23 protein-coding genes are annotated in these 22,831 nt (G+C 64.3%); 9 read left to right on the forward strand and 14 right to left on the reverse strand.

The window, feature by feature from the left end; translation table 11 throughout:
* A complete protein-coding gene (locus tag BM186_RS00305) occupies nt 1-1,311 on the reverse strand; it encodes an NTP/NDP exchange transporter (RefSeq protein WP_074912916.1) in 1,311 nt (436 codons plus the stop codon).
* A gap of 46 nt (nt 1,312-1,357) precedes the next feature.
* Nucleotides 1,358-2,407, reverse strand: a complete 1,050-nt coding sequence (locus BM186_RS00310; protein ID WP_074912918.1) for an SDR family oxidoreductase — start codon at nt 2,405-2,407, stop codon at nt 1,358-1,360.
* Between the two features lie 296 nt (nt 2,408-2,703).
* Between BM186_RS00310 and BM186_RS00315 the strand changes: the two genes are divergently transcribed.
* The 3 genes from BM186_RS00315 (at nt 2,704) to BM186_RS00325 (ending at nt 5,526) form a co-directional block, all read left to right on the forward strand.
* Nucleotides 2,704-3,627: a LysR family transcriptional regulator gene (locus BM186_RS00315; protein ID WP_074913510.1), complete on the forward strand. Its 924-nt coding sequence runs from the start codon at nt 2,704-2,706 to the stop codon at nt 3,625-3,627.
* A gap of 75 nt (nt 3,628-3,702) precedes the next feature.
* Nucleotides 3,703-4,902, forward strand: a complete 1,200-nt coding sequence (locus BM186_RS00320) for an MFS transporter (RefSeq protein ID WP_074912919.1) — start codon at nt 3,703-3,705, stop codon at nt 4,900-4,902.
* A 66-nt stretch (nt 4,903-4,968) separates the two neighbouring features.
* A complete protein-coding gene (locus BM186_RS00325; protein ID WP_074913511.1) occupies nt 4,969-5,526 on the forward strand; it encodes a COG3904 family protein in 558 nt (185 codons plus the stop codon).
* An 817-nt stretch (nt 5,527-6,343) separates the two neighbouring features.
* Here BM186_RS00325 and BM186_RS00330 read toward each other — a convergent pair.
* Together BM186_RS00330 and BM186_RS00335 are read right to left on the reverse strand one after the other, a co-directional pair.
* Nucleotides 6,344-7,645 carry an SLC13 family permease gene (locus BM186_RS00330; RefSeq protein ID WP_074912930.1) on the reverse strand — a complete coding sequence of 434 codons (1,302 nt, stop codon included), beginning with the start codon at nt 7,643-7,645 and terminating at the stop codon, nt 6,344-6,346.
* Nucleotides 7,646-7,682: 37 nt separating this feature from the next.
* Nucleotides 7,683-8,504 carry an amidohydrolase family protein gene (locus tag BM186_RS00335; RefSeq protein ID WP_174892469.1) on the reverse strand — a complete coding sequence of 274 codons (822 nt, stop codon included), beginning with the start codon at nt 8,502-8,504 and terminating at the stop codon, nt 7,683-7,685.
* 180 nt (nt 8,505-8,684) lie between these two features.
* On the opposite strand from BM186_RS00335, the gene BM186_RS00340 reads away from it, so the two are divergent.
* Nucleotides 8,685-9,422 carry a GntR family transcriptional regulator gene (locus BM186_RS00340; protein WP_074912934.1) on the forward strand — a complete coding sequence of 246 codons (738 nt, stop codon included), beginning with the start codon at nt 8,685-8,687 and terminating at the stop codon, nt 9,420-9,422.
* Nucleotides 9,423-9,487: 65 nt separating this feature from the next.
* Here the strand turns inward: BM186_RS00340 and BM186_RS00345 are convergent, their stop codons facing one another.
* The 5 genes from BM186_RS00345 to BM186_RS00365 form a co-directional block, all read right to left on the reverse strand.
* Nucleotides 9,488-10,798, reverse strand: a complete 1,311-nt coding sequence (locus BM186_RS00345) for a CitMHS family transporter (RefSeq protein WP_074912936.1) — start codon at nt 10,796-10,798, stop codon at nt 9,488-9,490.
* Nucleotides 10,799-10,957: 159 nt separating this feature from the next.
* Nucleotides 10,958-11,701, reverse strand: coding sequence for an SDR family NAD(P)-dependent oxidoreductase (locus tag BM186_RS00350; RefSeq protein ID WP_017677706.1), 744 nt, complete (start codon nt 11,699-11,701; stop codon nt 10,958-10,960).
* A gap of 63 nt (nt 11,702-11,764) precedes the next feature.
* The gene (locus tag BM186_RS00355; protein WP_074912938.1) at nt 11,765-12,112 is read right to left on the reverse strand and encodes a hypothetical protein; all 348 of its coding nucleotides are present in this window, start codon (nt 12,110-12,112) and stop codon (nt 11,765-11,767) included.
* Nucleotides 12,113-12,288: 176 nt separating this feature from the next.
* Nucleotides 12,289-12,813, reverse strand: a complete 525-nt coding sequence (locus tag BM186_RS00360) for a DUF3087 domain-containing protein (RefSeq protein WP_074912940.1) — start codon at nt 12,811-12,813, stop codon at nt 12,289-12,291.
* Between the two features lie 65 nt (nt 12,814-12,878).
* A complete protein-coding gene (locus tag BM186_RS00365; protein ID WP_074912942.1) occupies nt 12,879-13,493 on the reverse strand; it encodes a DJ-1/PfpI family protein in 615 nt (204 codons plus the stop codon).
* 83 nt (nt 13,494-13,576) lie between these two features.
* On the opposite strand from BM186_RS00365, the gene BM186_RS00370 reads away from it, so the two are divergent.
* Entirely contained in the window at nt 13,577-14,911 is a 1,335-nt protein-coding gene (locus BM186_RS00370) for an aminotransferase-like domain-containing protein (protein ID WP_074912944.1), read from the forward strand.
* Here BM186_RS00370 and BM186_RS00375 read toward each other — a convergent pair.
* The gene (locus BM186_RS00375) at nt 14,905-15,735 is read right to left on the reverse strand and encodes an AraC family transcriptional regulator (protein ID WP_072426012.1); all 831 of its coding nucleotides are present in this window, start codon (nt 15,733-15,735) and stop codon (nt 14,905-14,907) included. The genes BM186_RS00370 and BM186_RS00375 overlap by 7 nt on opposite strands.
* Nucleotides 15,736-15,857: 122 nt before the next feature.
* Here BM186_RS00375 and BM186_RS00380 point away from each other — a divergent pair, with 122 nt between their 5' ends.
* The 3 genes from BM186_RS00380 (at nt 15,858) to BM186_RS00390 (ending at nt 18,486) form a co-directional block, all read left to right on the forward strand.
* A complete protein-coding gene (locus BM186_RS00380; protein ID WP_074912946.1) occupies nt 15,858-16,376 on the forward strand; it encodes a carboxymuconolactone decarboxylase family protein in 519 nt (172 codons plus the stop codon).
* Nucleotides 16,377-16,394: 18 nt separating this feature from the next.
* A complete protein-coding gene (grxC, locus tag BM186_RS00385; protein WP_074912948.1) occupies nt 16,395-16,649 on the forward strand; it encodes a glutaredoxin 3 in 255 nt (84 codons plus the stop codon).
* 190 nt (nt 16,650-16,839) lie between these two features.
* Nucleotides 16,840-18,486: a methyl-accepting chemotaxis protein gene (locus tag BM186_RS00390; RefSeq protein ID WP_074912950.1), complete on the forward strand. Its 1,647-nt coding sequence runs from the start codon at nt 16,840-16,842 to the stop codon at nt 18,484-18,486.
* A gap of 63 nt (nt 18,487-18,549) precedes the next feature.
* Here BM186_RS00390 and BM186_RS00395 read toward each other — a convergent pair whose 3' ends face one another.
* Nucleotides 18,550-19,995 (reverse strand): alpha/beta hydrolase, encoded by a 1,446-nt coding sequence (locus tag BM186_RS00395; protein WP_074912951.1) that lies wholly within the window; start codon nt 19,993-19,995, stop codon nt 18,550-18,552.
* 215 nt (nt 19,996-20,210) lie between these two features.
* Here BM186_RS00395 and BM186_RS00400 point away from each other — a divergent pair, with 215 nt between their 5' ends.
* Nucleotides 20,211-20,765 (forward strand): nucleotidyltransferase family protein, encoded by a 555-nt coding sequence (locus BM186_RS00400; RefSeq protein WP_074912953.1) that lies wholly within the window; start codon nt 20,211-20,213, stop codon nt 20,763-20,765.
* Between the two features lie 146 nt (nt 20,766-20,911).
* Here BM186_RS00400 and cyoE read toward each other — a convergent pair whose 3' ends face one another.
* Genes cyoE through cyoC form a run of 3 tightly spaced genes read right to left on the reverse strand, consistent with a single transcriptional unit; the run spans nt 20,912 to nt 22,830 of the window.
* Nucleotides 20,912-21,868: a heme o synthase gene (gene cyoE, locus BM186_RS00405; protein ID WP_072426018.1), complete on the reverse strand. Its 957-nt coding sequence runs from the start codon at nt 21,866-21,868 to the stop codon at nt 20,912-20,914.
* Entirely contained in the window at nt 21,868-22,203 is a 336-nt protein-coding gene (gene cyoD / locus BM186_RS00410; protein WP_024307481.1) for a cytochrome o ubiquinol oxidase subunit IV, read from the reverse strand. Before cyoD ends, cyoE begins: the two co-directional genes overlap by 1 nt.
* Nucleotides 22,204-22,830: a cytochrome o ubiquinol oxidase subunit III gene (gene cyoC, locus BM186_RS00415; RefSeq protein WP_074912955.1), complete on the reverse strand. Its 627-nt coding sequence runs from the start codon at nt 22,828-22,830 to the stop codon at nt 22,204-22,206.
* Between the last annotated feature and the right edge of the window lies 1 nt (nt 22,831).

The raw sequence follows: 22,831 nt of genomic DNA on the forward strand, positions 1-22,831 counted from the left end.
CTAGCTGGTCGCCGCCAACTGCTGCTCGGCACTACGCTGATCGGCCTGCCCGCCGAGGTACCAACCGAGCAATCCCCACAGCGCCGCACAGGCAGCGCCCACCAATGCCACCAGCCAGGCGCCCTGAGCCAGCATGTCGAGCAGGCTCTTGAGCCAGCCACTCATGGCATCGCCCGCGCGATAGACCACCGTGTCGATGAAGTTCTTCGCCTTGTACTTGCTCTCGGCATCCAGCGGCGCGAAGAGCATTTCCCGTCCTGGCCGCACGAAGGCGTATTCACCGATACGGCGCACGATCATCAGCGCCGCCAGCATGGCGAAGGTCGGCATCAATGCCAGACCGATGAAGCCGACACACACCAGCAGCGGCACGCAGGCCAGCAACACCCGCACGCCCATACGTCGCGCGACACGCCCAGTGATGAACAACTGGGCAATCAGCGCGCCGGCCTGCACCACGAAGTCGATCACGCCGAACACCCGAACCTGCGCGGCGCGATCCGGGAACAGCTCGGCCACCAGGCGGGCCTGTTCGAAATAGAGAAAGGTACTGGCCGTCGCCAGCAGGATAACGAAACCGGCGATGCCAAACAGGTAGGGCGAAGACAGCACGCGCATCAGGCCACTGAACGGATTGCCCGGCACCGGGCGCCGCGGGCTTTCCGCCCGCACGGCACCGGCACGCCCCGCGCCACCCTCCTCGCGCCAGCGCATCAGCACCTGCTTGAGCGACAGCGCCACGGCCAGCAGCACTGCAGCCAGCAGAATCAGCCCACTCTGCCCCAGCGTACTCACCAGCAAGGCACTCAACGCCGGGCCGACCAGGCCGCCAACGCTGGCACCGGCGGCGATGAAGGCGAACAGGCGCTTGGCCTGTTCACTGTCGAACACGTCAGCCATCAGGCTCCAGGCCACCGAGACGACGAACAGGTTATAGACCGAAATCCACACGTAGAAGCTGCGCGCCAGCCACACACTCTCTTCAGCACTGAAGAACAACAGGGCAAACAACGCCAGATTCAGGGTGAAGAAACCATACACCCAGTCGATGAAGTGAATCCGCGGCACCCGCGAACTCAGCCAGGCGAACAACGGCACCGCGATCAGCATCACCACGAAGGTGGCGGTGAACAGCCATTGCAGGTTCTCCACCCCCGAGACGATGCCCATCGCCTCGCGGATCGGCCGCAGCATGAAATAGCCCGAGAACAGGCAGAAGAACAGGGTGAAACCGGCCAGCGCCGGCCACAGCTCATTGCGCTGCGCGTTGATGGCCACGGCCACGCGCTGCGCCATCGTTGACGATGACATGCGAAATTCCTCGAAAGGGCGCGCCGGTACAGCGCGCCGGCATGACTCAGCCGTACCTGACGCCCGTCAGGCGCTCGGCCACCGACCACAGGCGCGCCGCATCATCGGCATCCGCCGCAGCCTCCGGCACCTTGGCCAGCCCCAAAGGGCCGCGTTTTTCCTCTTCGCCGGTCGGCCCGTAGTAGCGCCCGCCCTCGGCCTCGGCAGCCGTCGCCGCGAACAGCGACGACAGCGCACCCTGCGCCGCCGAGTGATAGACATCGCGATCCTTCGCCCACTGCTGAGCGAACTCGCTTTGCAGTCCTGGCCCGCGCTCGACCAGCTCGGTAACGGCGACGCCAGGGTGCGCGGCGACGCTGCGCACGCCCCAGCCATTGGCCAGGCTGCGCCGCTGCAGCTCGAAGGCCATCATCAGACAGGCCAGCTTCGACTGCGCATAGGCGGCGTAGGGGTTGTAGTTGTTCTCCGACTGCAGGTCATCGAAGTTGATACGGCCACGGTTCACGGCGATGCTCGCCAGCGTCACCACGCGCGGGTCGGGCGATTTGCGCAGTGATGGCAGGAGCAAGCCAGTGAGCGCGAAATGGCCGAGGAAGTTGGTTGCCAGCTGCATCTCGAAACCATCGCGAGATACGCCGCGCTGAGGCGGCGCCATGATCGCGGCGTTGTTGATCAGCACATCCAACACCTCGCCTTCGGCGTTCAGGCGCTGGGCCAGGCTGCGTACCGAAGCCAGGTCGGCCAGATCCAGCTGTTCGAAACGCACCCGCGCATCGGGTACCTGAGCACGAATACGTTCGATAGTCTCGGCGCCGCGCTGTGCATTGCGCGCGGCGATGATCACCTGCGCCCCAGCCCCGCTCAGGGCCAGGGCGTCCTCGAAGCCCATACCACTGGTGCCGCCGGTGACCAGCATGCGCTTGCCGGTCAGCGCCGGCATGTCGCTCGCCTGCCACCCCGGTGTGGGACTGGCCCAGGCGAATGTCGGCATCCCGCCCAACACTCCTTGCAAGGCCAGGCTACCGCCCACGGCGCCAAACAGTTTCAGGGCATCACGACGCGAATGGCCTCGCCCCACAGCATTCTTCTTGTCCATCGGCTGATTCCTCGTGTCCGTTGACTCGATGCGCCAGACCAGGCGCACGTACAGGACATAGAGTGCGGGCAGACGACGCGTACGATAAGCCGTCCAAAGCCGAACAGCGCATACGGTCAGGCGGACAGTTACCAGGTGTTTCGCGGACGCAAAACCTAGCCCGGATGCAATCCGGAGTCATGGATCTACATTCCCGGATTTCATCCGGGCTACATCCCTGCATGCGCCCCTCAGGATTGGCAAAGCGGCCGCTGCGCCGCATTATCGGACCCTTCGCCATCACCCAGTCGACGCCCATGCGCCAACCAAATCTATCCGACGTCGCTCTGTTCGCTGCCGTGGTCGAGGCCGGTGGCTTTCGCGTCGCAGCGCAACGCCGCGGCATGTCGGCCTCGTCGCTGAGCGATTGCGTGCGCCGCCTGGAAAAGGAACTGGACGTGCGCCTGCTCAACCGCACCACCCGCGGCCTGACGCCGACGGAAATCGGCGCACGCCTGCTGGAGCGCCTGCGCCCCGCGCTGGACGAGATCAACACGGCGCTCAACGACCTGCAGGAAGATCCACAGAACCCGGTCGGCTCACTGCGCCTGCATGTGCCCGGCGTGATCGCGCGGCACATCCTGCCGCAGCTGCTGGACGGTTTTCTCGCTCGCTACCCTGGCATCGCGCTGGAAGTGAACATGGACAATACCTTCATCGACGTGATCGGCGCCGGTTACGACGCCGGTATTCGCTACGAGGAAAGCCTGGCCAAGGACATGATCGCCATCCCCATCGGGCCACGCCGGCAGTGTTTCATGGCAGTGGCGGCGCCCAGCTACCTGCAGCGCCATGGCACGCCGCAACACCCCAGCGAACTGAGCGAACATCGCCTGCTCGGCTACCGCTTCGCCAGCGGCAAGCTCGGCGTGTGGGAGTTCGAACAGGAGGGACGCACCCTGCGTATCGCCCCCGAGGGCCGCCTGGTCAGCTCGTCGCAGGATCTGTTGATCGCTGCAGCCTGCGCCGGTCACGGCATTCTCTACACCTTCGAGGAGTACATCGCGGCGCACCTCGCCAGCGGCCAGCTGCAACCCTTCATGCAGGACTGGTGGCAGCACTTCGACGGGCCGTACCTGTACTACCACAGCAGGCGTCACGTACCGGCGCCGCTGCGTGCCTTCGTCGACTACGTGAAGGCCCTGAACGACTCCGGCCATCCATCTCCAAGCCCGAAATAGAGCGCTGGCCAATACCCAAGCAAGGCGCTCGGAGATTATAATTGCGCGCTTGCTTCTCGCCCTTCCAGGTCTCTCATGAACAGTTCTGCATCCGACGCCGCGACGAGTCTGTCGCCGGGCGCGATCCTTCTCATTCAACTCGCCCTGGCCCTCGGCGGCTTCGCCATCGGCACCGGCGAGTTCGCCATCATGGGCCTGATGCCCAACGTCGCCGCCGATCTTGGCGTCAGCGAGCCGCAGGTCGGCCATGTGATCAGCGCCTATGCCCTCGGCGTGGTGGTCGGTGCGCCGCTGCTGGCCCTGCTCGGCGCCCGCCTGCCAAGGCGCATCCTGCTTCTGCTGCTGATGGGCTGCTTCGCCCTCGGCAACTTCGCCAGCGCTCTGGCACCGAGCTACGAGCCGCTGCTGATCTTCCGCTTCATCGCCGGCCTGCCGCATGGCGCCTACTTCGGCATCGCCATGCTGGTGGCCGCCTCCATGGCGCCCCCGCACAAGCGCGCCAAGGCAGTGAGCCGGGTGCTGGCCGGCCTGACCGTGGCCATCCTGATCGGCAACCCGTTGGCCACCTGGCTCGGCCAGTTCATGAGCTGGCGCTACGCTTTCGCCCTGGTCGGCATCATCGCCATCACCACCATCGCCATGGTGGCGATCTTCCTCCCCGCCGACCCGCACGAGCAACGCAGCAGCCCCTCGGGCGAACTGCGCGCCTTCAACCGCGCGCCGATCTGGCTGGCGCTGGGCATCGGCTCGATCGGTTTCGCCGGGATGTTCTGCGTATTCAGCTACATGGCGCCGACTCTGCTCCACGTTACCCAGGTCGGCCCCGGCTGGATTCCCCTGGCCATGGGCGTGTTCGGCGCCGGCTGCATCGTCGGCAACAGTGCCGGCGGCTGGCTGTTCGACCGCCTGCGCCTGCGCGCCGTGGCCTGGATTCTGGCCTGGAGCACCCTGGTGCTGCTGGTCTTCCCATTCGCCGCGCACAGCCTGTGGACGATCCTGCCGGCGATCTTCGCCCTCGGCACGATGATCGCCCTCGGCCCGGCCCTGCAGACCCATCTGATGGACGTCGCCACCGGCGCGCAGACACTCGCCGCCGCGTCCAATCACGCCGCGTTCAACGTCGCCAACGCGCTGGGCCCCTGGCTCGGCGGCCTGGCCATCAGCGCCGGCATGGGCTGGACGGTCACCGGCTACATCGGTGCAGCCACCGCCATCGGCGGCCTGCTGCTGTTCGCCTGGGCCTGGAAGGTGCAGCACAAAGACGGACCAATCTGACAGATGCGAGATGGTGCGCCGGCAGGTATCGTCTACCTCCCGAACCACTATCGCGTAACCCGCCCGATGATTGCCCAGCGTTTACGATTCGTCCTGGTCGCTACCACCCTGTTCACCGCGCTGACCGCCCACGCACAGGTGGAAGTCGAAGCAAACGCCGGCCTGCTGGCGGTGAAGATTTCCGAAGAGATAGTTCCGGGCGACTACGAGAAATTGCTGCAGGGCTTGCGCGCCAACCCGGGCAAGCACAAGCGCAAGGTCGTGCTGCTCGACAGCATCGGCGGCAGCGCCCCGGAGGCCATACGCATGGGCCGCTTGCTACGGGAAACCGGCTTCGAGGCGTTGGTGCCTTCAGGCGGCCTGTGCCAGGGCAGTTGCATCTACCTGCTCGCTGCTGGCACCAAACGAACCATCAACGGCCACGTTGCCCTGCGCCGACCACCCTTCCCCGCTGGTGACTCGGCACTGGCACAGGCCGCCCATGGCAGCCAGTCGTTCAGCCCGGCCAATTACTTGCGCGACATGGGCGTCGACGTGCGTCTGGCGGAAGACATCTATCAGCTAGAGCCGGGACGCTTGCGCCTGCTGGGCCCGGATGAACTGGCGCGTTATCGGCTGAAATAGCGATACGGACTTGCGGGGATAGAGCCCCGGCATCACGCGATTTCGGGGCTTTTTTCAGGTTCTTCGCACTCTCGCGGGGGATACGCTTGGCACCGGACTGGCAACTATGTGTGTTCTTTCGGTGCTGGCACTATCCGTTAACGCGTCGCCTGGACTGATGGGTTTCGCCCCTTACGGGCGACTCACTTTCTTTGCTTGTGCAAAGAAAGTAAGCAAAGAAACACACCCCTGCATACGGCCCCGGCTACGCCGGGGTTCCCTCGCTCCATCACCGCTCCAGGGGCACGCTGCGAAGGGCCATCCCTGGCCCATCGCAGCTCTCGCGACATCCATGTCGCTCAACCCCTTCCACGGCGATTCCACTCGGCCTCCTGAAGGGGACTTGGGCGTCGTCTGTCCCATCGCAGTTGAAGAGCAAAGGCAAAAGCCAGACGCCGCTAATTTCAATTTTGCGAAGATTACGCAAGCTCGCGGCCCGGTCCCCTTCAGGAGGCCGAGTGGAGGTGTTGCGCAGGGGGATGAGCCGCATGGATGCGGCGAAAGGCTTAATGGGCCAGGGATGGCCCATGTAAGCCGGCCCCCGGAGCAGCGCCGGAGCGAGGGAAGTTTCGCGTAGCGAAACCCGGATGTCGGGGTGCCCTTCTTTGGCACACCTTTCTTGGGCAAGCAAGAAAGGTGTGGCGCCCGTAAGGGGCGCAACCCAAACGTTCAGCAGACGCGGTAATGGATAGTGCTAAGCCAGTAAGCGATACGCACAGAAACTTGCCAGTCCGGTATCAACTCACACCTTCCCCAACTATACGAAGAACCCTTTACATCAGAACAGGAAAGTCAGCGCCAGGTTGAACAGCATGGCGGCGACGAAGCCGATGGGCGCGGCGCGTAGCAGCAGTTGCGAGAACAGCGTCGAGCGCGCCTTGTCATCGGTGCACGAGCCCAGCAGCAGGCTGCCACCCGAGGAGAACGGCGAGATCGAGGTGGCCTGGGCACCGACCACGATGGCGATGAAGATGATCATCGGATCGATCGACATCGAAGCCGCCAGCGGCAGCACCATGGGGAACAGTGCCGGCGTCACCACACCGAGGGTGCTGGCGAAGATCGACATCAGTGCCGCCACCACACCGAAGGCCACCGGAACCATCAACGGTGGGATGTTGCCGCCGATCCAGGACGCCAGGGCGTCGATGGTGCCGGCCTTGATCGCGATCGAAATCAGCATGCCGACGCCGCAGATCATGATCAGCGTGGCCCAGGGCACGGAAGCGATGGCCTTGCGCTCATCACCGAGCTTGAGCAGCAGTGCGATCACCGAGAACACGCTGGCGATCAGACCGATGTCCACCTTGCTGTTGATGAACCTGACCGTGGCGTTGTCCGGGAAGGCCAGCAGCGCCAGCGGTGCGGCGAGTACCAGCACCATCATCAGCAGGGTCAGCAGCAGGGTCAGTTTCTGCTCGCGATTGAAGGCCTCCGGCAGGTCGGCGGCGAGCACAGCATTCTTCAGGTTGCGGCCATGGCCGCCGAGGAAGACGAAGGCGGAAATCACCAGAACCGGAATGATCGCGGTACTGGCGAAGATCGCCAGGGCGTTGACGAAGGCCTCGCTCTCGGGCATGCCGGCACCGGTCATCAGGCCGCGGAAGATGATGCCGCTCTGACTGGAAACGAAGTTGGCCCCGGCCAGCGCACCATAGTTCACCGCCATGCCGCCGAGAATCAGGCTCATGCCGGTACGCTGGCACAGCAGCAGGGTCAGCGGCGCCATGAAGGCCAGCACGGTGTAGTAACCGGCGCCCATGGCAGCGATCACCCCCGAGGTCAGCAAAATGGCATAGGGCAGCAGGTGCGGCACGCCACGGCAGCGATACAGCAGATGCCCGGCGAGTTTTTCCAGGGTGCCGTTGACGGTGGCGAAGCTGTAGAACAGACAGACCGAGAAGATCACGAAGAAAATCTTCAGCGGCCACATGTTGATGATGTCGCCCGGGCTCAGACCCATGCCGAAGCAGCCCAGCAGGTAGGCGAAGGCAATGGCGAACAGGCCGATGTTGATCTTGGTGGTGTACCCCAACGCGACGGCGAGGACGATCGCGGCGACGACGAGCAGGCTCATCATGATTTGATTCCTTTTGTTGTTCTGATGTGAGCGACGGTTACGCCGAGGCGAAACCGAACAGGGTTGCGGGGTTGTCCACCAGAACGCGACGGCGCTCCTCGGGGTTGGGCAGCAGGGCCTCGAGCAGCGCGAACTGCTGATCGTAACGGGTCTGCGACTCGAACTGGGTGTTAGGCCAATCGCTGCCCCAGAGGAAGCGACCGACGCCACCACAGGCCTCACGCAGACGCGCCTCGATGGCCTGGGCACGGCTCAGATCGGACTGGCTGCGATAGGCCGCCGACAGCTTGATCCACACCGGCGCCTGGCCGAGCAGATCGAAGAAAGCGTCATGCTTCGGATCGTCCAGCTGCACGCTCGGTGCCGGCAGGCCGAAATGATCGATCACCAGGGTGACGCCTGACTCGAGAATCGCCGGCACGATCAGCGCCAGGTCGTCGAAACCACGCTGGATCTCCACCTGCCAGCCGCGTCGCGCCAGGCGGCGGAACAGGCCGTTCCAGGCCGGCCCCGTGTGGTCCTCCAGCACCTTGCCGATCAGGTTCAGGCGTATGCCCACCACACCCGCGGCGGCCAATTCGTCCAGCTCGGCATCGCTGACCTGCGCGTCGACCACCGCGACGCCACGCAAACGCTCCGGGAAACGCTGCAACGCCTCGAGCATGTAGCGGTTGTCGGTGCCGAGAAAGCTGGGCTGGATCAGCACGCCGTGGGACAGCCCGCAAGCCTCCAGGTGGGCCAGGTACCGCTCCACGGAAGCGTCATAGCTGGGGTTGTAGCGGCGGCCGGGAACCATGGGCAGGTCCTGGCGAAAGATGTGCGCGTGGGTGTCGATGCCGGCGATTGCGGCATAAGGCATGGGCGTCACGAAGCGATACCTCTGTCGATTCTTGTTCGAGCCGATCACATGAAGCGGCTATTTTTATAAAGACATGTAGTCATATATATGAATAGATGACTGTATAGATAGAGATTGAGTGCTGTCAACGCGCTACCCGGTGGTAAAGTGACGGCCGGTCGAATTGCGGATGTGAGGTTTATGAGCACCACGGCTCTCGGACAGGACGAACGCCTGCCGCTGTATCAGCGGTTACGCGACGAAATGCTGGGCAAGATCGCCGCAGGCGAATGGCTGCCCGGCGAAGCCATCCCCACCGAAGCGGAGTTGACCCGCCAGTACGGCGTGGCCGTGGGAACGGTGCGCAAGGCGGTGGAAACCCTGGTCGCAGAAGGCCTGCTGCTGCGTGCCCAGGGCCGCGGCACCTTCGTGCGGCGGCCGAACTTCGACGGCTCGCTGTTTCGCTTCTTTCGTCAGGTCAGCGCCAGCGGCCAGCCTCAGGTGCCGCAAAGCCGTGTCCTCGACTGCCGTCAGGTGCCTGCCGACGCCGCCGTCAGCCAGGCCCTGAAACTGGGCCAAGACGAGCCCTGCGTCTTTCTCCAGCGCCTGCGCCTGATCGAAGGCCGCCCGCTGTTCCATGAACGTATCTGGCTGCCCGCCTCGCGCTTCAGCGCTCTGCTGGATATCGCCCCCGACGACTTCCCGCAATTGCTCTATCCCTTCTACGAGCAGCATTGCGGCCAGCGCATCGCCTCGGCCCAGGAAACCCTTACCGTCTCCGCAGCCGATGCAGAGCTCGCTGTCATTCTGGATGTGGCCGAAACCAGCCCGAGCGTGGTCATCGAACGCACCGCATTGGGCTACGACCGCACGCCGCTGGAATATCGCCTGTCACGTGCGGCGGCGGAGAGCTTCCGTTACCAGGTGGAAATCAGCTAACAGGCCGTTGTCCTGACGCAAAACGCCCGGGCAAGCCCGGGCGTCAGATGCACTGCAGACCGTCGCTAGAACAACCCAAGCCCCCAGGCCGCGCCGAACAGCACCAGCGAGAAGCCCCACATCCACCACAGCGAGTAGCGAATGTGCCGGCCCAGGTCCAGCCCGGCCAGACCCAGTGCCAGCCACAGTGCCGGCGAGAACGGGCTGATGAAGGTGCCGATGATGTTGCCGATGGTCAGCGCATAGACCACGCTGGCCGGCTCGACGCCCTGGGCACCGACCACTTCCAGCGTCACCGGCAGCAGCCCGAAGTAGTAGGCATCGGTGCTCAGCATCAGCTCCATCGGCAGGCCGAACAGCCCCAGCACGATGTGCATCTGCCCCACCAGCGGTGCCGGCAGCACCTGCGCCAGGTCCTGGGCAATGGAAGTGAGCATGCCGGTGCCGGTGAAGATGCCAAGCATCGAGCCCGCTGCCAGGATGATCATGCCCATGCTCAGGGCAGCCGGGGCATGCGCCGAGATGCGCTGCATCTGCGCCTTGCCGCCCGGATAGTTGATCAGCAGCGCCAGACACAGGCCGATCATGAAGATGTAGCCAGCCGGCAACACGCCAGAGAACAGTGAAACCAGCACCGCCAGGAACAGCGTGGCGTTGGCCCAGAGCAGACGCGGGCGCTCCAGCTCACGCTCCTCGGCACTCGGCTCATGCAGGTCAGTGCTGGTTTCCACCAGCACACCTTCGTCCCCGCTCTTGCCGGCAGCGATACGGCGCTGTTCACGCCAGCCCAGCAGCGCCGCCAGGACAATCAACAGCACCACGCCGATGCCCTGAATGGTGATCAGCGGACGCCACAGCTCGGTGACCTCGATACCGGTCACCGCCGAGGCACGACCCAGCGGCCCGGCCCAGGGCAGCATGTTGAAGATGCCGGCACCCAGCGCCAGCAACAGAAGCATCAGGTAGGGGCTCATGCGCAACTGCTTGTACAGCGGCAGCAAGGCGGGAACGGTGAGCAGGAAGGTGGTGGCGCCGGCGCCGTCGAGATGCGCCAGCATGCCGATCACCGCCGTGGCGACGGTCACCGCGATCACGTTGCCACGGGTAAGCCGGACCATGCCACCGATCAGCGGGCGGAACAGCCCGGTGTCCTGCAGTACGCCAAAAAAGGTGATGGCAAACACGAACATGGTGGCAATCGCCGTCACGCGGCCGATGCCATCGGTGAAGAAACCGGAAATCGCCTCCGGGCCAAAGCCCGCGGCCAGAGCGCCCAGCAACGGCACCACGATCAATGGCAGAACAGGCGACATGCGCCCGATAAGCAGCAGCACAACCAGGCTGCAGATGGTCAACAGGCCAATCAGGGTCAACAAACCGCTTTCTCCTCTTTTTCTTGTAAGGCACGCGAAAGGCGCGTGCGGAGGCTAAGAGGCGAACCTTTCAAAAACCTTTAAGCGGCGGGCGTGCACCACGCCAAATGTCAGTGGATATGTCGCCGAATCGGGGCGGCAGCCCTGCCACCCCGACTTGACTTATTGCAGTGTGTAGCCCTTGTCCACCACCCAATCCTGGCCGTGGACGCCGCGTGCACCATTGCTCAGCTGGAACAGCACCACCTCGGCAATCGCCTGCGGATCAAGGAACTCACCGTCGACCAGGCGCTTGCCAACCTCACTGGCGACGCCCGCCAAGGCATCGTCGGCCAGGCCCAGACTGTTCCAGATCGGTGTCGCCGTCGGCCCTGGTGAAACCAGATTGAGCCGCAGCCCATCGCCGGCATGTTCCAGCGCCAGACTACGTACCAGCGCCGAGAGCGCCGCCTTGCTGGCGATGTAACCGCCGAGCCCGGCAAACCCCAGTTGCCGCAGAAAGGTACTGATGAACACCACCGACGCAGGACGCGCCAGATGCGGCCTGAGCACCTGAAAGGTATTGATTGCACCGGCGCCGTTGACCTGCCACTGCTGCTCGAACGCCTGCATGTCGCAGCCCGGCGCCAGCCGCGCGATTCCGGCGTTGGGCACCAGATAGTCGACTGCCCCGAGCCGCCCCGCCCGCTCGGCCAGCCCATGCAGCGCGTCGATATCGGTGACGTCCCCCGCACACCAATGCAGCTGTTCTGGATGCAACGCCTGCAGCGCTTCCAACGCGCCCAGACGCCGTGAAAAAGCCAGCACGCGCGCGCCGCGCTGCAGCAACAGATCACATACAGCCAGGCCGATACCCGAGCTGGCCCCGGTGACGACAGCCAGACGACCCTGAAAATTCGTATTCATGAAGTTCCTCGAAGCAAAAAGAGCATGAGTGCCGCGGCTTCCAAGAGCCGCGCTGAGATCGACTTACTGCGCTTGCAGGCGGATGCCGTTCATCTCCACCTGCTGACCCAGCGCGAAGCGCTCCTTGGGCGAGCGCACACACTGCTCACGACCGTCTTCGTGGCGCACCATATAGGCGGTGCCACTATTGCCCGTGGCAGCCTGCACCTGTGCGCCCGACCAGAGCCCGGCGGCGCCACCGACCAGCGCACCGACAGGGCCACCCGCGGCGGCGCCCAGCATCAGGCCGGACAAACCACCGAAACCGGCACCCACCGAGTTTTCTTCACGTTCGGCCAGCACTTCGGCAGCCTGCAGAACATTGGCGGCCGCGAGGCCGAGGGAAAGGGCAAGCAAGGCAATCGATTTCATCTGATGTCTCCTTTAATGGGTATTGCACCCGGAGATAGTCAGATTCCATGCCATGCATTTTCTCTATCAAAAACAGATAGATAAGAAAAAACAGGTACTAATGACAACAAGGAAATAAAGTCACAATGACCACTTTAAAGTCATTGTGACTCCAAACCTGGATCGACAAGAAGTGTTCAGCTAAACGTTTTGACCCGCTCCAGCCAAGCCAGGTCGAGCCGCGTCTGCTCGATGTCCAGCCCCTGCTGCTCCATCGCCTCGCGATGGCTGTCGATCTCGCGCACCATCTGGCTCAGCTCGCTGGAGTTGCCATCGAGCTGATGCATCTGAGTCACCCCCAAGTGGTAGAAGCGCAGCAGCTTCATCGCGCTGTCATCGCCCTGCGCCACACCCGCCTTGACGTGATGCATGACGTTGGTGACGCGCATCAGGCTGCGCTTGAGTCGCCAGCCGTAGACGGCCGGCGCCATGAATGGCCGCGACCAGAGTTGCTGGCGCACCAGGGCAATGGTCAGGCCGAGCCCCGCCAGCACACCGAGCAGGTTCCACTTGAAGTTGTCGCCACCGGGCGTGCCGAATGCCTGCGTGCTCAGCGTGGCGCAGAGCATGGCCAGCGCCACGAAGATGACCGCGATCACCACGGTGCTGCGGCGGGTCTGCTGGCGGTAGTAGGCGGGGTCGATGGGCTGGATTTCGAACATGCGCGAAGGCTCGTGGCGGGGTCAGTCGGCGATGGTACGACAGCTTGCCGCGATGCATGAACCCGTCACGCCTCTGTACGGCCTTGAAGATAAGGACCGATCGCCGCCATCGCCCTCGCCAGGTACTGCACCTTCTCACCCACCGGCGCCACGTAGTGCAGCACCTGGCGCGCCTCGTCGAGGCCAACCTGACGGGCGATGACCCAGGCAGCGAGATAGGTCGACGCCAGGCAGCCACCCGCCGTGGCGACATTGCCATGGGCGAACAGTGGCTGATCGAGCACTGCCACGCCCGCTGCCTCCACCCAGGGTTTGCTGGTCAGATCGGTGCAGGCGGCGACGCCGTGGAGCAAGCCGAGCCGAGCCAGTAGCAGCGTGCCGGAACACTGCGCCGCCAGCAGTTGGCGCGCCGGGTCGAGGCGCAGTTGCGCCATCAGCGCTTCATCCGCCACCACCTCACGGGTGCGCATGCCACTGCCGACGATCACCGCATCGGCCGCGCAGGCCTGCTGCAGATCGATCTGACTATCGATCACCAACCCGTTCATGGATGTCACGCGCGCAGCTGGGCTGGCGATGCTGACGCGCCAGTCGGGCCGGCGAATGCGGTTGAGAATGGCGTAAGCGATCAGCGAGTCGAGCTCGTTGAAACCCTCGAAGGTCAGAATGGCGATGTGCATGGCAGCTCCTGTCATGAAACGGGTTGCCACGCAGCTTCGGGGCAATGATCATGACAATCAAATAATTGTCATGGATACAACCCATGCCTCGCGCGCGCTACAAGCAACTGGTCGATCAGTTGGCCGCCGACATCCGCTGTGGCGCGCTCGCGCCCGGCACACGCCTGCCCACGCATCGCGAACTGGCCGCGCAGCACGGCATCGCCCTGGTCACCGCATCACGGGTCTACACGGAGCTGCACGCCATGGGCCTGGTCAGTGGCGAAACCGGACGCGGCACCTTCGTGCGCGAGACCAGCCTGGCGCCTGGCCACGGTATCGACCAGCCGGCGACCGAGCGCGGCATGCTCGACCTCAACTTCAACTACCCCACGCTGCCGGGGCAGGCCGACCTGCTGCGCCAGGCCCTGCGTCAACTGGCATTGTCCGGTGACCTGGAGGCGCTGCTGCGCTACCAGCCGCATGCCGGGCGCCCCCATGAGCGGGCATTGCTGGCCAGACACCTGACGGATCAGGGAATCCCGGTCACGGCGCAACAGGTGCTGATCGTCAACGGCGCCCAACATGGACTGGCGCTGACCCTGCAGACTTTGCTCAAGCCCGGTGACGTGGTCGCGGTCGACGCCCTCACCTACCCCGGTTTCAAGGCAGCCGCCGCCGCGCGCGGCGTGGAATTGCTGGCAGTACCCTGCGACGCCAGCGGCCCCGATTTCGATGCCCTGGCGACGCTGTGCAGAACGCGCCGGGTACGGGCGATCTACAGCATGCCGACCCTGCACAACCCGCTGGGCTGGGTACTCGATCAGCGACAGCGCGAGCGCCTGATCGACATCGCCCGCGAGCACGATCTGCTGATCATCGAGGATGCCGCCTACGCCTTCCTGGCCAGCTCGGCACCCGCGCCACTGGCCGCCCTGGCGCCCGAACGCACGGTGCATGTATCTGGCTTTTCGAAGAACATCGCCACCGGCTTGCGGGTTGGCTACCTGACTGCGCCTGCCGTCTGGGTCGCAGCACTGGAGCGCAGCATCCGCGCCAGCACCTGGAACACCCCGGGCATCATGACGGCGCTGGTCTGCGCCTGGATCGAAGACGGCACACTGGCCCGCCTGCAAGCGCAGAAGCGCGAGGACGCCCGCTGCCGGCAAGCACTGGCGCGGCGCGTACTGGCCGGCCTGCAACCGATCGGGCATGAGGCCGGCTACTTCCTCTGGCTGCCGTTACCGGCCGAGGTGCGCGCCGATCAGGTCGTGGCGCGCCTGCTGCACGAGCAGGTGGCGGTCTCCACCGCTGAGCCGTTCAGCACCTCGGAACAGGTGCCCCATGCGCTGCGCCTGGCTCTTGGCTCGGTCACCCTGGCGCAACTGGAAGACGCGCTGGACAAGGTCAGGCAAGCCATCGCCCATTTCGCCTATTGAGCGACCTGACGCAACCACTCGCTGGGACTCGCCCCCACCTTGCGGCGAAATGCGCGGGCCAGGGCCGAGGGGCTTTCATAGCCGACCTCGTCGGCGATCAGCGCCATGGGCCGGCCCTCGCGCAGACGCTTCTGCGCCAGGCTGACGCGCCAGCCCACCAGATAATCAGCCGGTGTAGCACCGACCACATCGTGAAAATGCGCGGCGAAACTGGCGCGCGACATGCCGGCCAGCGCCGCCAGCTCGGCCACCGACCAGCCATGCTGCGGTTTCTCGTGCAACTGATTGAGCGCCCGCGCCAGGCGTGGTTCGGCCAGACCCGCCATCATCCCCGAGGCCAGTTCGCGGCTGTTCATCAGATGACGCAGCAGCTGGATCACCATCAGCTCGAACAGGCGATTGAGCACCAGTTCGCGCCCGCAATCCTCCCCCGCCGCCTCGGCGAATAGCCAGTCCAGGCAACCGCTCAGGCTCGGCAACTCGCGCAGCGGTTTGACGATGGCACCCGGCAGTGAACGCGACAGCGGATTGTCGATGCCGCCGTCGAAGGCCAGCGTCGCGCAGACCAGTTCGGCACCGTCAGCCTCGCTGGCTGTCATCTGGTGCAGGCGCGGCCTGGCCACCAGAATCAGGCTCGGCTCGTCCAGACGCAGTTCGCGGCCATCGCCCTCGCGAAAGCTCATGCGCCCGGCACGCAGCAGGTGGATGTAGCCGTGCGGCTCATGCTCGCCATGGCTGCTGGTGCCGCAAAAACCACCCCGGTGGAAGGTGCTGGCGTGCAGGTTGAAGTGATGCAGCAGGCTGGAAAGGCGATCCATGGTCATCTCTCACTATTGGACGATCTGTCGCATAAGATCGACGATCTGACTCCGAAAAGCCATATCGATTACCTAACATGGCTCCAGGCTTGAACGACAAGCTCCCCACCCAAGACTGGAGAATCACCATGACTCGCATCACCGCACTGCCATTCGAACAAACCGCTGCCAGCGCCCAGACGCAACTGGAAGGCGTCCGCAAGGGCCTCGGTTTCATCCCCAATACCTTTGCCACCCTGGCCAATGCCCCGGCCGCGCTGAGCGGCTACCTGGCGCTGTCCCAGGCCCTCGGCAAGGGCACACTGAACGCCAAGGCGCGCGAAGTGGTGGCGCTGGCGAGCTCACAGGTCAACGGCTGCGAGTACTGCCTGGCCGCGCACACCTTGTTCGCCGGCAAGGCTGGCCTGAGCGCAGCGGACATTCGCAGCGCCCGCGATGGCGAGTTCGATGCCGTGGCGCGCCTGACCCGGCAGATCATCGACAGCCGCGGCCGCCTCAGCGATGCGCAGCTACAAGCCGCGCGCGATGACGGGCTGAGTGAGGCCGCTATCGTCGAAGTGGTGGCCAACGTCGCCTTGATGACGCTGACCAATTACCTCAACAACCTGGCCGAAACCGTTGTCGACTTTCCACCAGTAGCCGTCTGATGACGCCGGAGGTACACCATGCAAGCCGTCACCCTCTACACCACCGCATACTGCCCTTACTGCATCAACGCCAAGGCGCTGCTGACGCGCAAGGGCGTGGCCTTCGAGGAAATCGACGTGGGCAGTTCGCCACAGCGGCTGGCGAAAATGCTGCAACGCAGCAAGCGCCGCAGCGTGCCGCAGATATTCATTGGCGAGCATCATGTCGGCGGCTTCGATGACCTCGCCGCACTGGAACGTGGCGGCGAACTGGATGCGTTGCTGCAAGCCTGAACCCTGATGGCCGACCTTGCCGGCGGCCATCACCCCTTCTGCGCCGACAGCTGTGCCGGCCTACTGCTTTTCGTCAAAGCGCTCGTCTTTGCCCTCATGCACCTGGCCATCGCTGCCGATACAAAAGCGGCAACATCGGCCCGATAGGCTGAGCGTCGCCCTGCGCCCTATCTCGAAATGGAGTCTGCCCATGCGTCTCGACGCCCTCTCTTTGAAAACCCGCCTGATCATCGCGGTGGCGATTCCCTGCATCGCCCTGCTGCTGGTGGCGCTGACCAGCCTGAGCAGCATGTCGAGCATGCATCGGGACACGCAGGTGCTCTATCTCAATACGGCTGCGCCGATGCGCGCCATGGCCGAGGTCGCCTCGCGCATCCCGCGTATGCGCGTCGGGCTCGACATGATGCTGCTGCAGGAAACTCCGCTACGCGACGAACGCGGCGTGAAATCGCGCGTGCAGGATGCCCGCAACGAAGATGTGCCCGGCATGCGCGAAGCGATGCGCCAGGCCGTGGCGGCCCAGGTCAACCCGGAGCGCAAGGTCCAGGCGCAGCAACTGCTTGATCAGTTCGAGGCCATGGTCAGCAATGAACTGAACCCGATGCTCGCCGCCTTCGACGCCGGCGACATGGCCAAGGCCCAGCAGATCTACCGCGACCAGTACGCCAAGACCTACGGCGTGATGCGCCAGGGCGCCAACGACCTGCTCGATGCCCTGCTGCAACAGGCTGAGCAGCAGAACCTGCACAGCGCGCAAAGCTATGACGATGGCCTGACCCGCCAGATCGCCATCATCGCCACCGGCCTGCTGGTGTCGATCATCATTTCCTGGCTGATCGTGGTGCAGCTACGTCGCCGTGTGGCGGTGTTGCAGAGCAGCCTGGGCCAGGCGGCCGACAACCTGGCCCTGGACACCCGCATCGAACTGCACGGCCAGGACGAGCTGAGCGAGATCGCCCGCAGTTTCAACCAGTTCATCGACAAGGTGCACGGCGCCATGCGCCAGCTCGCCGACAACTCGCGCCAGCTCTCGGGCATGGCCCGCGATGTGGCCGAGCGCGCGCGCCTGACCCAGAGCAACTGCACGGCGCAAAGCGACCGCACGGTGCAGGTGGCCACCGCCATCAACGAACTGGGCTCGACGGTCAACGAGATCGCGCGCAACGCCGAGAACGCCGCAGCAGTCGCCCGTGAGGCGACCCAGCATGCCAGCGACGGCAGCGCCGTGGTCAGCCAGGCGCATCGCCAGGTCGATGCCCTCAACGGCGAACTGGAGCAAGCCGCCAAGGTGATCGAGGCACTGGCCGCCCAGACCGACGCCATCAGCACCACGCTCAACACCATCCGCAGCATTTCCGAGCAGACCAACCTGCTCGCCCTCAACGCTGCCATCGAGGCGGCGCGTGCTGGCGAGCAAGGCCGCGGCTTCGCCGTCGTGGCCGACGAGGTGCGCACCCTGGCCAGCCGCTCCGGCGCCTCCACCGAGGAAATCCAGCAGGTCATCGACCGCCTGCAGAACGAATCACGCTCGGCCGTTGAGGCCATGGCCAAGGGCCAACGGCAGAGCACGCTGGTGGTGGAATATGCGAGCAAGGCGTCGGCGGCACTGGAGCAGATCAACAGCCATATCGGCCAGATCAGCGACCAGAACATCCAGGTCGCCACCGCCACCGAGGAACAGTCCAGCGTGGTGGAAGACATCAACCGCAACATCGTCGACATCAACGAGCTGACCGTCGGCACCACCCATATCGCCGACCAGCTCAACCAGGCCAGCAGCGACCTGCAGGCGCTATCGACGCAGCTCGATGGGCTGGTGGGGCGTTTCCGGTTGTAACCCCTCAAACCACTCGGTGCGCACGGTGCACCCTACGGTCGGACGCCGTGCGCACCGAGCCACCTACAGGTCTTCGTCGATGCGCTCGCGCAAATAGGCGTAGAAGGGATTGGACGTCATACGCTGCAAACTATCGAGCCCCACCACCAGCACGCCGTGCTCACCACGCGGCGCCAGCGTGCCAAGGGCTACGCCGTAGAACTCCTCTGAGGTCGGTTCGCTGCCATACAGCGGATCGTCCGTGGGAAACGGCAGTGCAACGTGTGACAGCGAAAACAGCTGGCTCGGGTATTCGACGTTCAATGGCTTCACCCGCGCCTCACGCTCGCCGGCGGTGATTCGCCGCGCCTCGACCTGACGACCACCGCCCTGTGCAACGCCCACCACCGTCAGGTCGTAGTCACGCTGGGCCGGTGGCAGCAAGGTCTCGAGCAAGCCACTCATGTCCGCCCGCAGCAGCGAGCTGGCCGCCTGCGAGCGATTGATGTCGAAGATCACCAGTTCGCTGCCATTGGCCGGTAAACGCTCGAACAAATGGCGCACCACGGCCGGTGTACTCACGGTACTGTCGGCCAGCGACTGAAAGGCCAGCACCGGTGGCAATCGTGACAGACGGCCATCGGCTTCGGCGGCATCGAAGGCAGACTGCACCTCGCTGGTCAGCTCATAGGTCTGCCGCGCCGCATGCACTGGAAAAGAGTTGTACTTGAACGGATTGAACTCCGGCAGCACGTTCATCCAGGCCGACTTGGCGAAGGCTGGCAGCAACGCCGGCAGGGCCGCCAGCCCGGCGTAACGCGCGTAGCTGGTGACACCGATCATCGGCGAAATCAGCACCAGGCGTTGCGGCATGGCCAGCTGCTCGTCCTCCAGCGCGGCGAGGCTGTAGCGCAGCGCCAGCGCACCGCCATTGGAATAGCCGATCAGATACAGCGGCTCGTCCGGTACCTGGCGCCGCGCCTCGCGAACGGCCAGGCGGGTAGCGGCCAGCCATTGCTCCCAGTGCGCAGCAGTGAGCGCCGCCGGCACCGTGCCATGGCCAGGCATACGCGGCACCACCGCTAACAGCCCCTGTTCGCTCAGGTGTTGAGCGATATGGCGCAGGCTGTACGGCGAGTCGGTCAGGCCATGCAGCAACACCACCACGCCCCGCGCCGGACCTGGCGGCTGCAGAGTGAAGGAGCGATTCCAGTCGCGCGGCAGATTGCCGGGGTAGACCGGGCTGTCGCTGGCGTAGCGGCTGTATGGCGCCGTGCCGGAGGCCGTGACCGGCTCGATCAACTCACTCTGCAGGCGCTCGAACAAGGCCGCCTCGGCGGCCAGATAGGCTTGCCAGTCGGCAGCGTCCAGCTCGCTGACCTCCAGCTCCTGCGGCACCAGGCGGTGCCAGGGCTCCAGTGCGGGCAACGACGATAGCCCGGCAATGCGTATGCCGAGCAAGACCACCACGATCAACAGCACCACCACCAGCGTCCAGGCCATCACGTTGCGCATGCGCGGTAAACGCATCAAGCGCCTCCCTCGAAAATCTCTGGCCGGGAAAATCCGTCCCGGCGACCGGCTCGGGGACTTTAGTGCAAAGCGACGCCCGACCACCACTGGGTTGGTCCTCAAGGTCAGTATCGGTGCCATGCGATTCAGCAGGCTGCGTGATCTGGAAGCAGGCCAGAAGCGCTGGATGAACTGAGCAGGCAAGCAACGGGCACCGCTGATAGGCTGCGCACATGAATCTCGCTGCTCAACTCCAGACCCTCATTGCCAAGGACCCACAGCGCTTGCGCATCCTGCAACAGGTGCGCGAGCTCGACCTGCCCGATTGCTGGGTGGCCGCCGGTTTCGTGCGCAGCGCAGTCTGGGATGACCTGCACCAACGCACGCCATCCCCGCTACCTGAAGATATCGACGTGATCTGGTTCGACCGCAGCCAAACCACCCCTGCTCGCGACGCTGAACTGGAGACGGTGCTGCGCCATAGGGACGAATCGCTGCAGTGGTCGGTGAAGAATCAGGCACGCATGCATCTGCGCAATGGCGATGCACCTTATGCCTCGGCTACCGAAGCGATGCGGCACTGGCCAGAGACCGCGACGGCGGTGGCCATAAGGCTCGATGAACAAGACAGGCTGGAAGTCGCCGCGCCGCTCGGCCTGGAGGATCTGTTCGGCCTTATCGTGCGCCCGGCCGGGCGCTTTCAGAACGAGAAGAGTCAGATCTACCAACAGCGCCTGCATGACAAGAACTGGCTGGCCACCTGGCCAAAGTTGCAGGTGATTGCGTAGGGTAGATCGGGCTTCAGTAGCGACAGACTGGCAGGTGTCGGCAAAGCTTCGCCCCGGGGCGGGGCTCCTACAGACAATGAAGCGTGGCAGCCGTGGGAGGCGCTTCAGCGGCGACAATCGCGGCTGAAACCCTCCCACAAGACCGGTCAGATACCGGCGACCACCGCGCAGATACCCTGCGCGCTGCCGGCGAACTGGCTGCACAGGTGATTGATGGAAGTCACCAATACCTGCTCGGGCGAGGAGATGAAATCCACCGACATCATCACGCTGAGCATGGTGATACTGATGATGGAGAAGGTGAACAGCTTGCGCGCCCACACGCGATCATCGACGGCCTTGTAGCCCGACACGCCCATCCACAGCCAGTAGGCACCGCTCAGCGCGGCGACCACGAAGTAGCTGTAGCCGGCGTAGCCGCTGAGCGTCAGCATCAGGGTCGCGACCACGAAGGCAGCGATGTACAGCACGATCTGCCGCTTGGCAGCCGAGATCCCCTTGATGACGGGCAGCACCGGGATGTTCGCGGCCTGGTAGTCATTGAAACGGAAGATGGCGATGGCATAGGAATGCGGCATCTGCCACAGGCTGAAGATCAACAACAGGATGGCGGCGCCAGCGTCGAATTCGTTGCTCACCGCACAGTAGCCGACCACGGGCGGAGCCGCCCCAGACAGGCTGCCGACCAGGGTGCCGTACACCGAGCCGCGCTTGAGCCACAGGCTGTAGAGGCCGACGTAGACCACGAAGCCCATCAGCACCAGCATCACGGCCAGGGTATTGGTGGCGGCGTAGAGCAACGCCACCCCCGCTACACCGAGCACGCAGGCATAGACGATGGCGTGCGCAGGTGAAACCAGCCCCTGCGCCAACACCCGGTTACGGGTGCGCTCCATCTTCTGGTCGATGTCCCTGTCGATATAGTTGTTGAACACGCAGCCTGAGGCGATCACCAGCGAAACCCCCAGCGCTGTCGCGAAGTACAGCGCCAGATCGATATCGCCACGCGAAGCCAGGAAGAAACCGCCCGTGACGGAAATCAGATTGCCGAAGACGATGCCCGGCTTGGCGAGGTTGAGGTACTGCTTCAGGAGCGCCAGCATCAGTTGATCATCATGTGATAGTGCATGCTCCACATGATCCAGACCGACAGGCCGACCACGAACGCGATGATCAGCACGGTGAAGATCATCGAAACGACGTTCCAGCGGCCTTCTGCGTCGGTCTTCATGTGCAGGAAGTACACGAGGTGGACGAGCACCTGCGCCAGGCCGAAGAGCACCACGGTGATCAGGGTCGCGCCACGGCTCAGGCCCAGCACTTCAGGATGCATGACCAGCATGAAAGGGATCACGGTGAGGATCACCGACAGGATGAAACCGGTCAGGTAGTCCTTGAAGCCCATGGCGTGGGCGGCGTGATTGTCTTGATGAGCCATTTACAGCACCCCCATCAGGTAGACGACGGTAAACACGCAGATCCACACCACGTCGAGGAAGTGCCAGAACAGGCTGAGCAGGCCCACGCGGGTCTTGTTGGTGTCGGTCAGGCCACGGCTGCCAACCTGGAACATCAGCACCAGCATCCACAGCAAGCCGGCACTGACGTGCAGGCCGTGGGTGCCGACCAGGGTGAAGAACGCCGACCAGTAGGCACTGACCTGCGGCCCGGCGCCTTCATGGATCAGGTGGCGGAACTCGTACAGCTCGATGCTGATGAAGGCCGCACCGAACAGGAAGGTGACACCCAACCAGCGCAGCACCGCGCCCTTGTCGCCACGGTAGGTGGCCAGCATGGCCATGCCGTAGGTGATACTGGAAAACAGCAGCGCGAAGGTTTCCACCAGCACCAGGTGCAGGCCGCCACCGAGCATTTCCTTGGCGGTGGGGCCACCGGCGAAGGAGTTGCTGAGTACCGCGAAGGTGGCGAACACCGTGGCGAAGATCAGCAGGTCGGTCATCAGGTAGACCCAGAAGCCGAACAGCTTGATGCCACTGGTGTCGTGGTGGTGCTCATGGCCGTGGCCATGAGCGTCATGTGGAAAATGGGGTTCGTAAGCGGTCATG

The sequence above is a fragment of the Ectopseudomonas toyotomiensis genome (genome assembly GCF_900115695.1).
Taxonomy (GTDB): domain Bacteria; phylum Pseudomonadota; class Gammaproteobacteria; order Pseudomonadales; family Pseudomonadaceae; genus Aquipseudomonas; species Aquipseudomonas toyotomiensis.

Coding starts and splice junctions, on each gene's coding strand:
- grxC (WP_074912948.1), top strand. CDS start 16,395: ATGCAAGCCGTCACCCTCTACACCACCGCATACTGCCCTTACTGCATC.
- BM186_RS00310 (WP_074912918.1), bottom strand. CDS start 2,407: ATGGACAAGAAGAATGCTGTGGGGCGAGGCCATTCGCGTCGTGATGCC.
- BM186_RS00400 (WP_074912953.1), top strand. CDS start 20,211: ATGAATCTCGCTGCTCAACTCCAGACCCTCATTGCCAAGGACCCACAG.
- BM186_RS00340 (WP_074912934.1), top strand. CDS start 8,685: ATGAGCACCACGGCTCTCGGACAGGACGAACGCCTGCCGCTGTATCAG.
- BM186_RS00380 (WP_074912946.1), top strand. CDS start 15,858: ATGACTCGCATCACCGCACTGCCATTCGAACAAACCGCTGCCAGCGCC.
- BM186_RS00305 (WP_074912916.1), bottom strand. CDS start 1,311: ATGTCATCGTCAACGATGGCGCAGCGCGTGGCCGTGGCCATCAACGCG.
- BM186_RS00370 (WP_074912944.1), top strand. CDS start 13,577: ATGCCTCGCGCGCGCTACAAGCAACTGGTCGATCAGTTGGCCGCCGAC.
- BM186_RS00360 (WP_074912940.1), bottom strand. CDS start 12,813: ATGTTCGAAATCCAGCCCATCGACCCCGCCTACTACCGCCAGCAGACC.
- BM186_RS00325 (WP_074913511.1), top strand. CDS start 4,969: ATGATTGCCCAGCGTTTACGATTCGTCCTGGTCGCTACCACCCTGTTC.
- cyoC (WP_074912955.1), bottom strand. CDS start 22,830: ATGACCGCTTACGAACCCCATTTTCCACATGACGCTCATGGCCACGGC.
- BM186_RS00315 (WP_074913510.1), top strand. CDS start 2,704: ATGCGCCAACCAAATCTATCCGACGTCGCTCTGTTCGCTGCCGTGGTC.
- BM186_RS00365 (WP_074912942.1), bottom strand. CDS start 13,493: ATGCACATCGCCATTCTGACCTTCGAGGGTTTCAACGAGCTCGACTCG.
- BM186_RS00335 (WP_174892469.1), bottom strand. CDS start 8,504: ATGCCTTATGCCGCAATCGCCGGCATCGACACCCACGCGCACATCTTT.
- BM186_RS00395 (WP_074912951.1), bottom strand. CDS start 19,995: ATGCGTTTACCGCGCATGCGCAACGTGATGGCCTGGACGCTGGTGGTG.
- BM186_RS00375 (WP_072426012.1), bottom strand. CDS start 15,735: ATGACCATGGATCGCCTTTCCAGCCTGCTGCATCACTTCAACCTGCAC.
- BM186_RS00330 (WP_074912930.1), bottom strand. CDS start 7,645: ATGATGAGCCTGCTCGTCGTCGCCGCGATCGTCCTCGCCGTCGCGTTG.
- BM186_RS00350 (WP_017677706.1), bottom strand. CDS start 11,701: ATGAATACGAATTTTCAGGGTCGTCTGGCTGTCGTCACCGGGGCCAGC.
- cyoE (WP_072426018.1), bottom strand. CDS start 21,868: ATGCTGGCGCTCCTGAAGCAGTACCTCAACCTCGCCAAGCCGGGCATC.
- cyoD (WP_024307481.1), bottom strand. CDS start 22,203: ATGGCTCATCAAGACAATCACGCCGCCCACGCCATGGGCTTCAAGGAC.
- BM186_RS00355 (WP_074912938.1), bottom strand. CDS start 12,112: ATGAAATCGATTGCCTTGCTTGCCCTTTCCCTCGGCCTCGCGGCCGCC.
- BM186_RS00320 (WP_074912919.1), top strand. CDS start 3,703: ATGAACAGTTCTGCATCCGACGCCGCGACGAGTCTGTCGCCGGGCGCG.
- BM186_RS00390 (WP_074912950.1), top strand. CDS start 16,840: ATGCGTCTCGACGCCCTCTCTTTGAAAACCCGCCTGATCATCGCGGTG.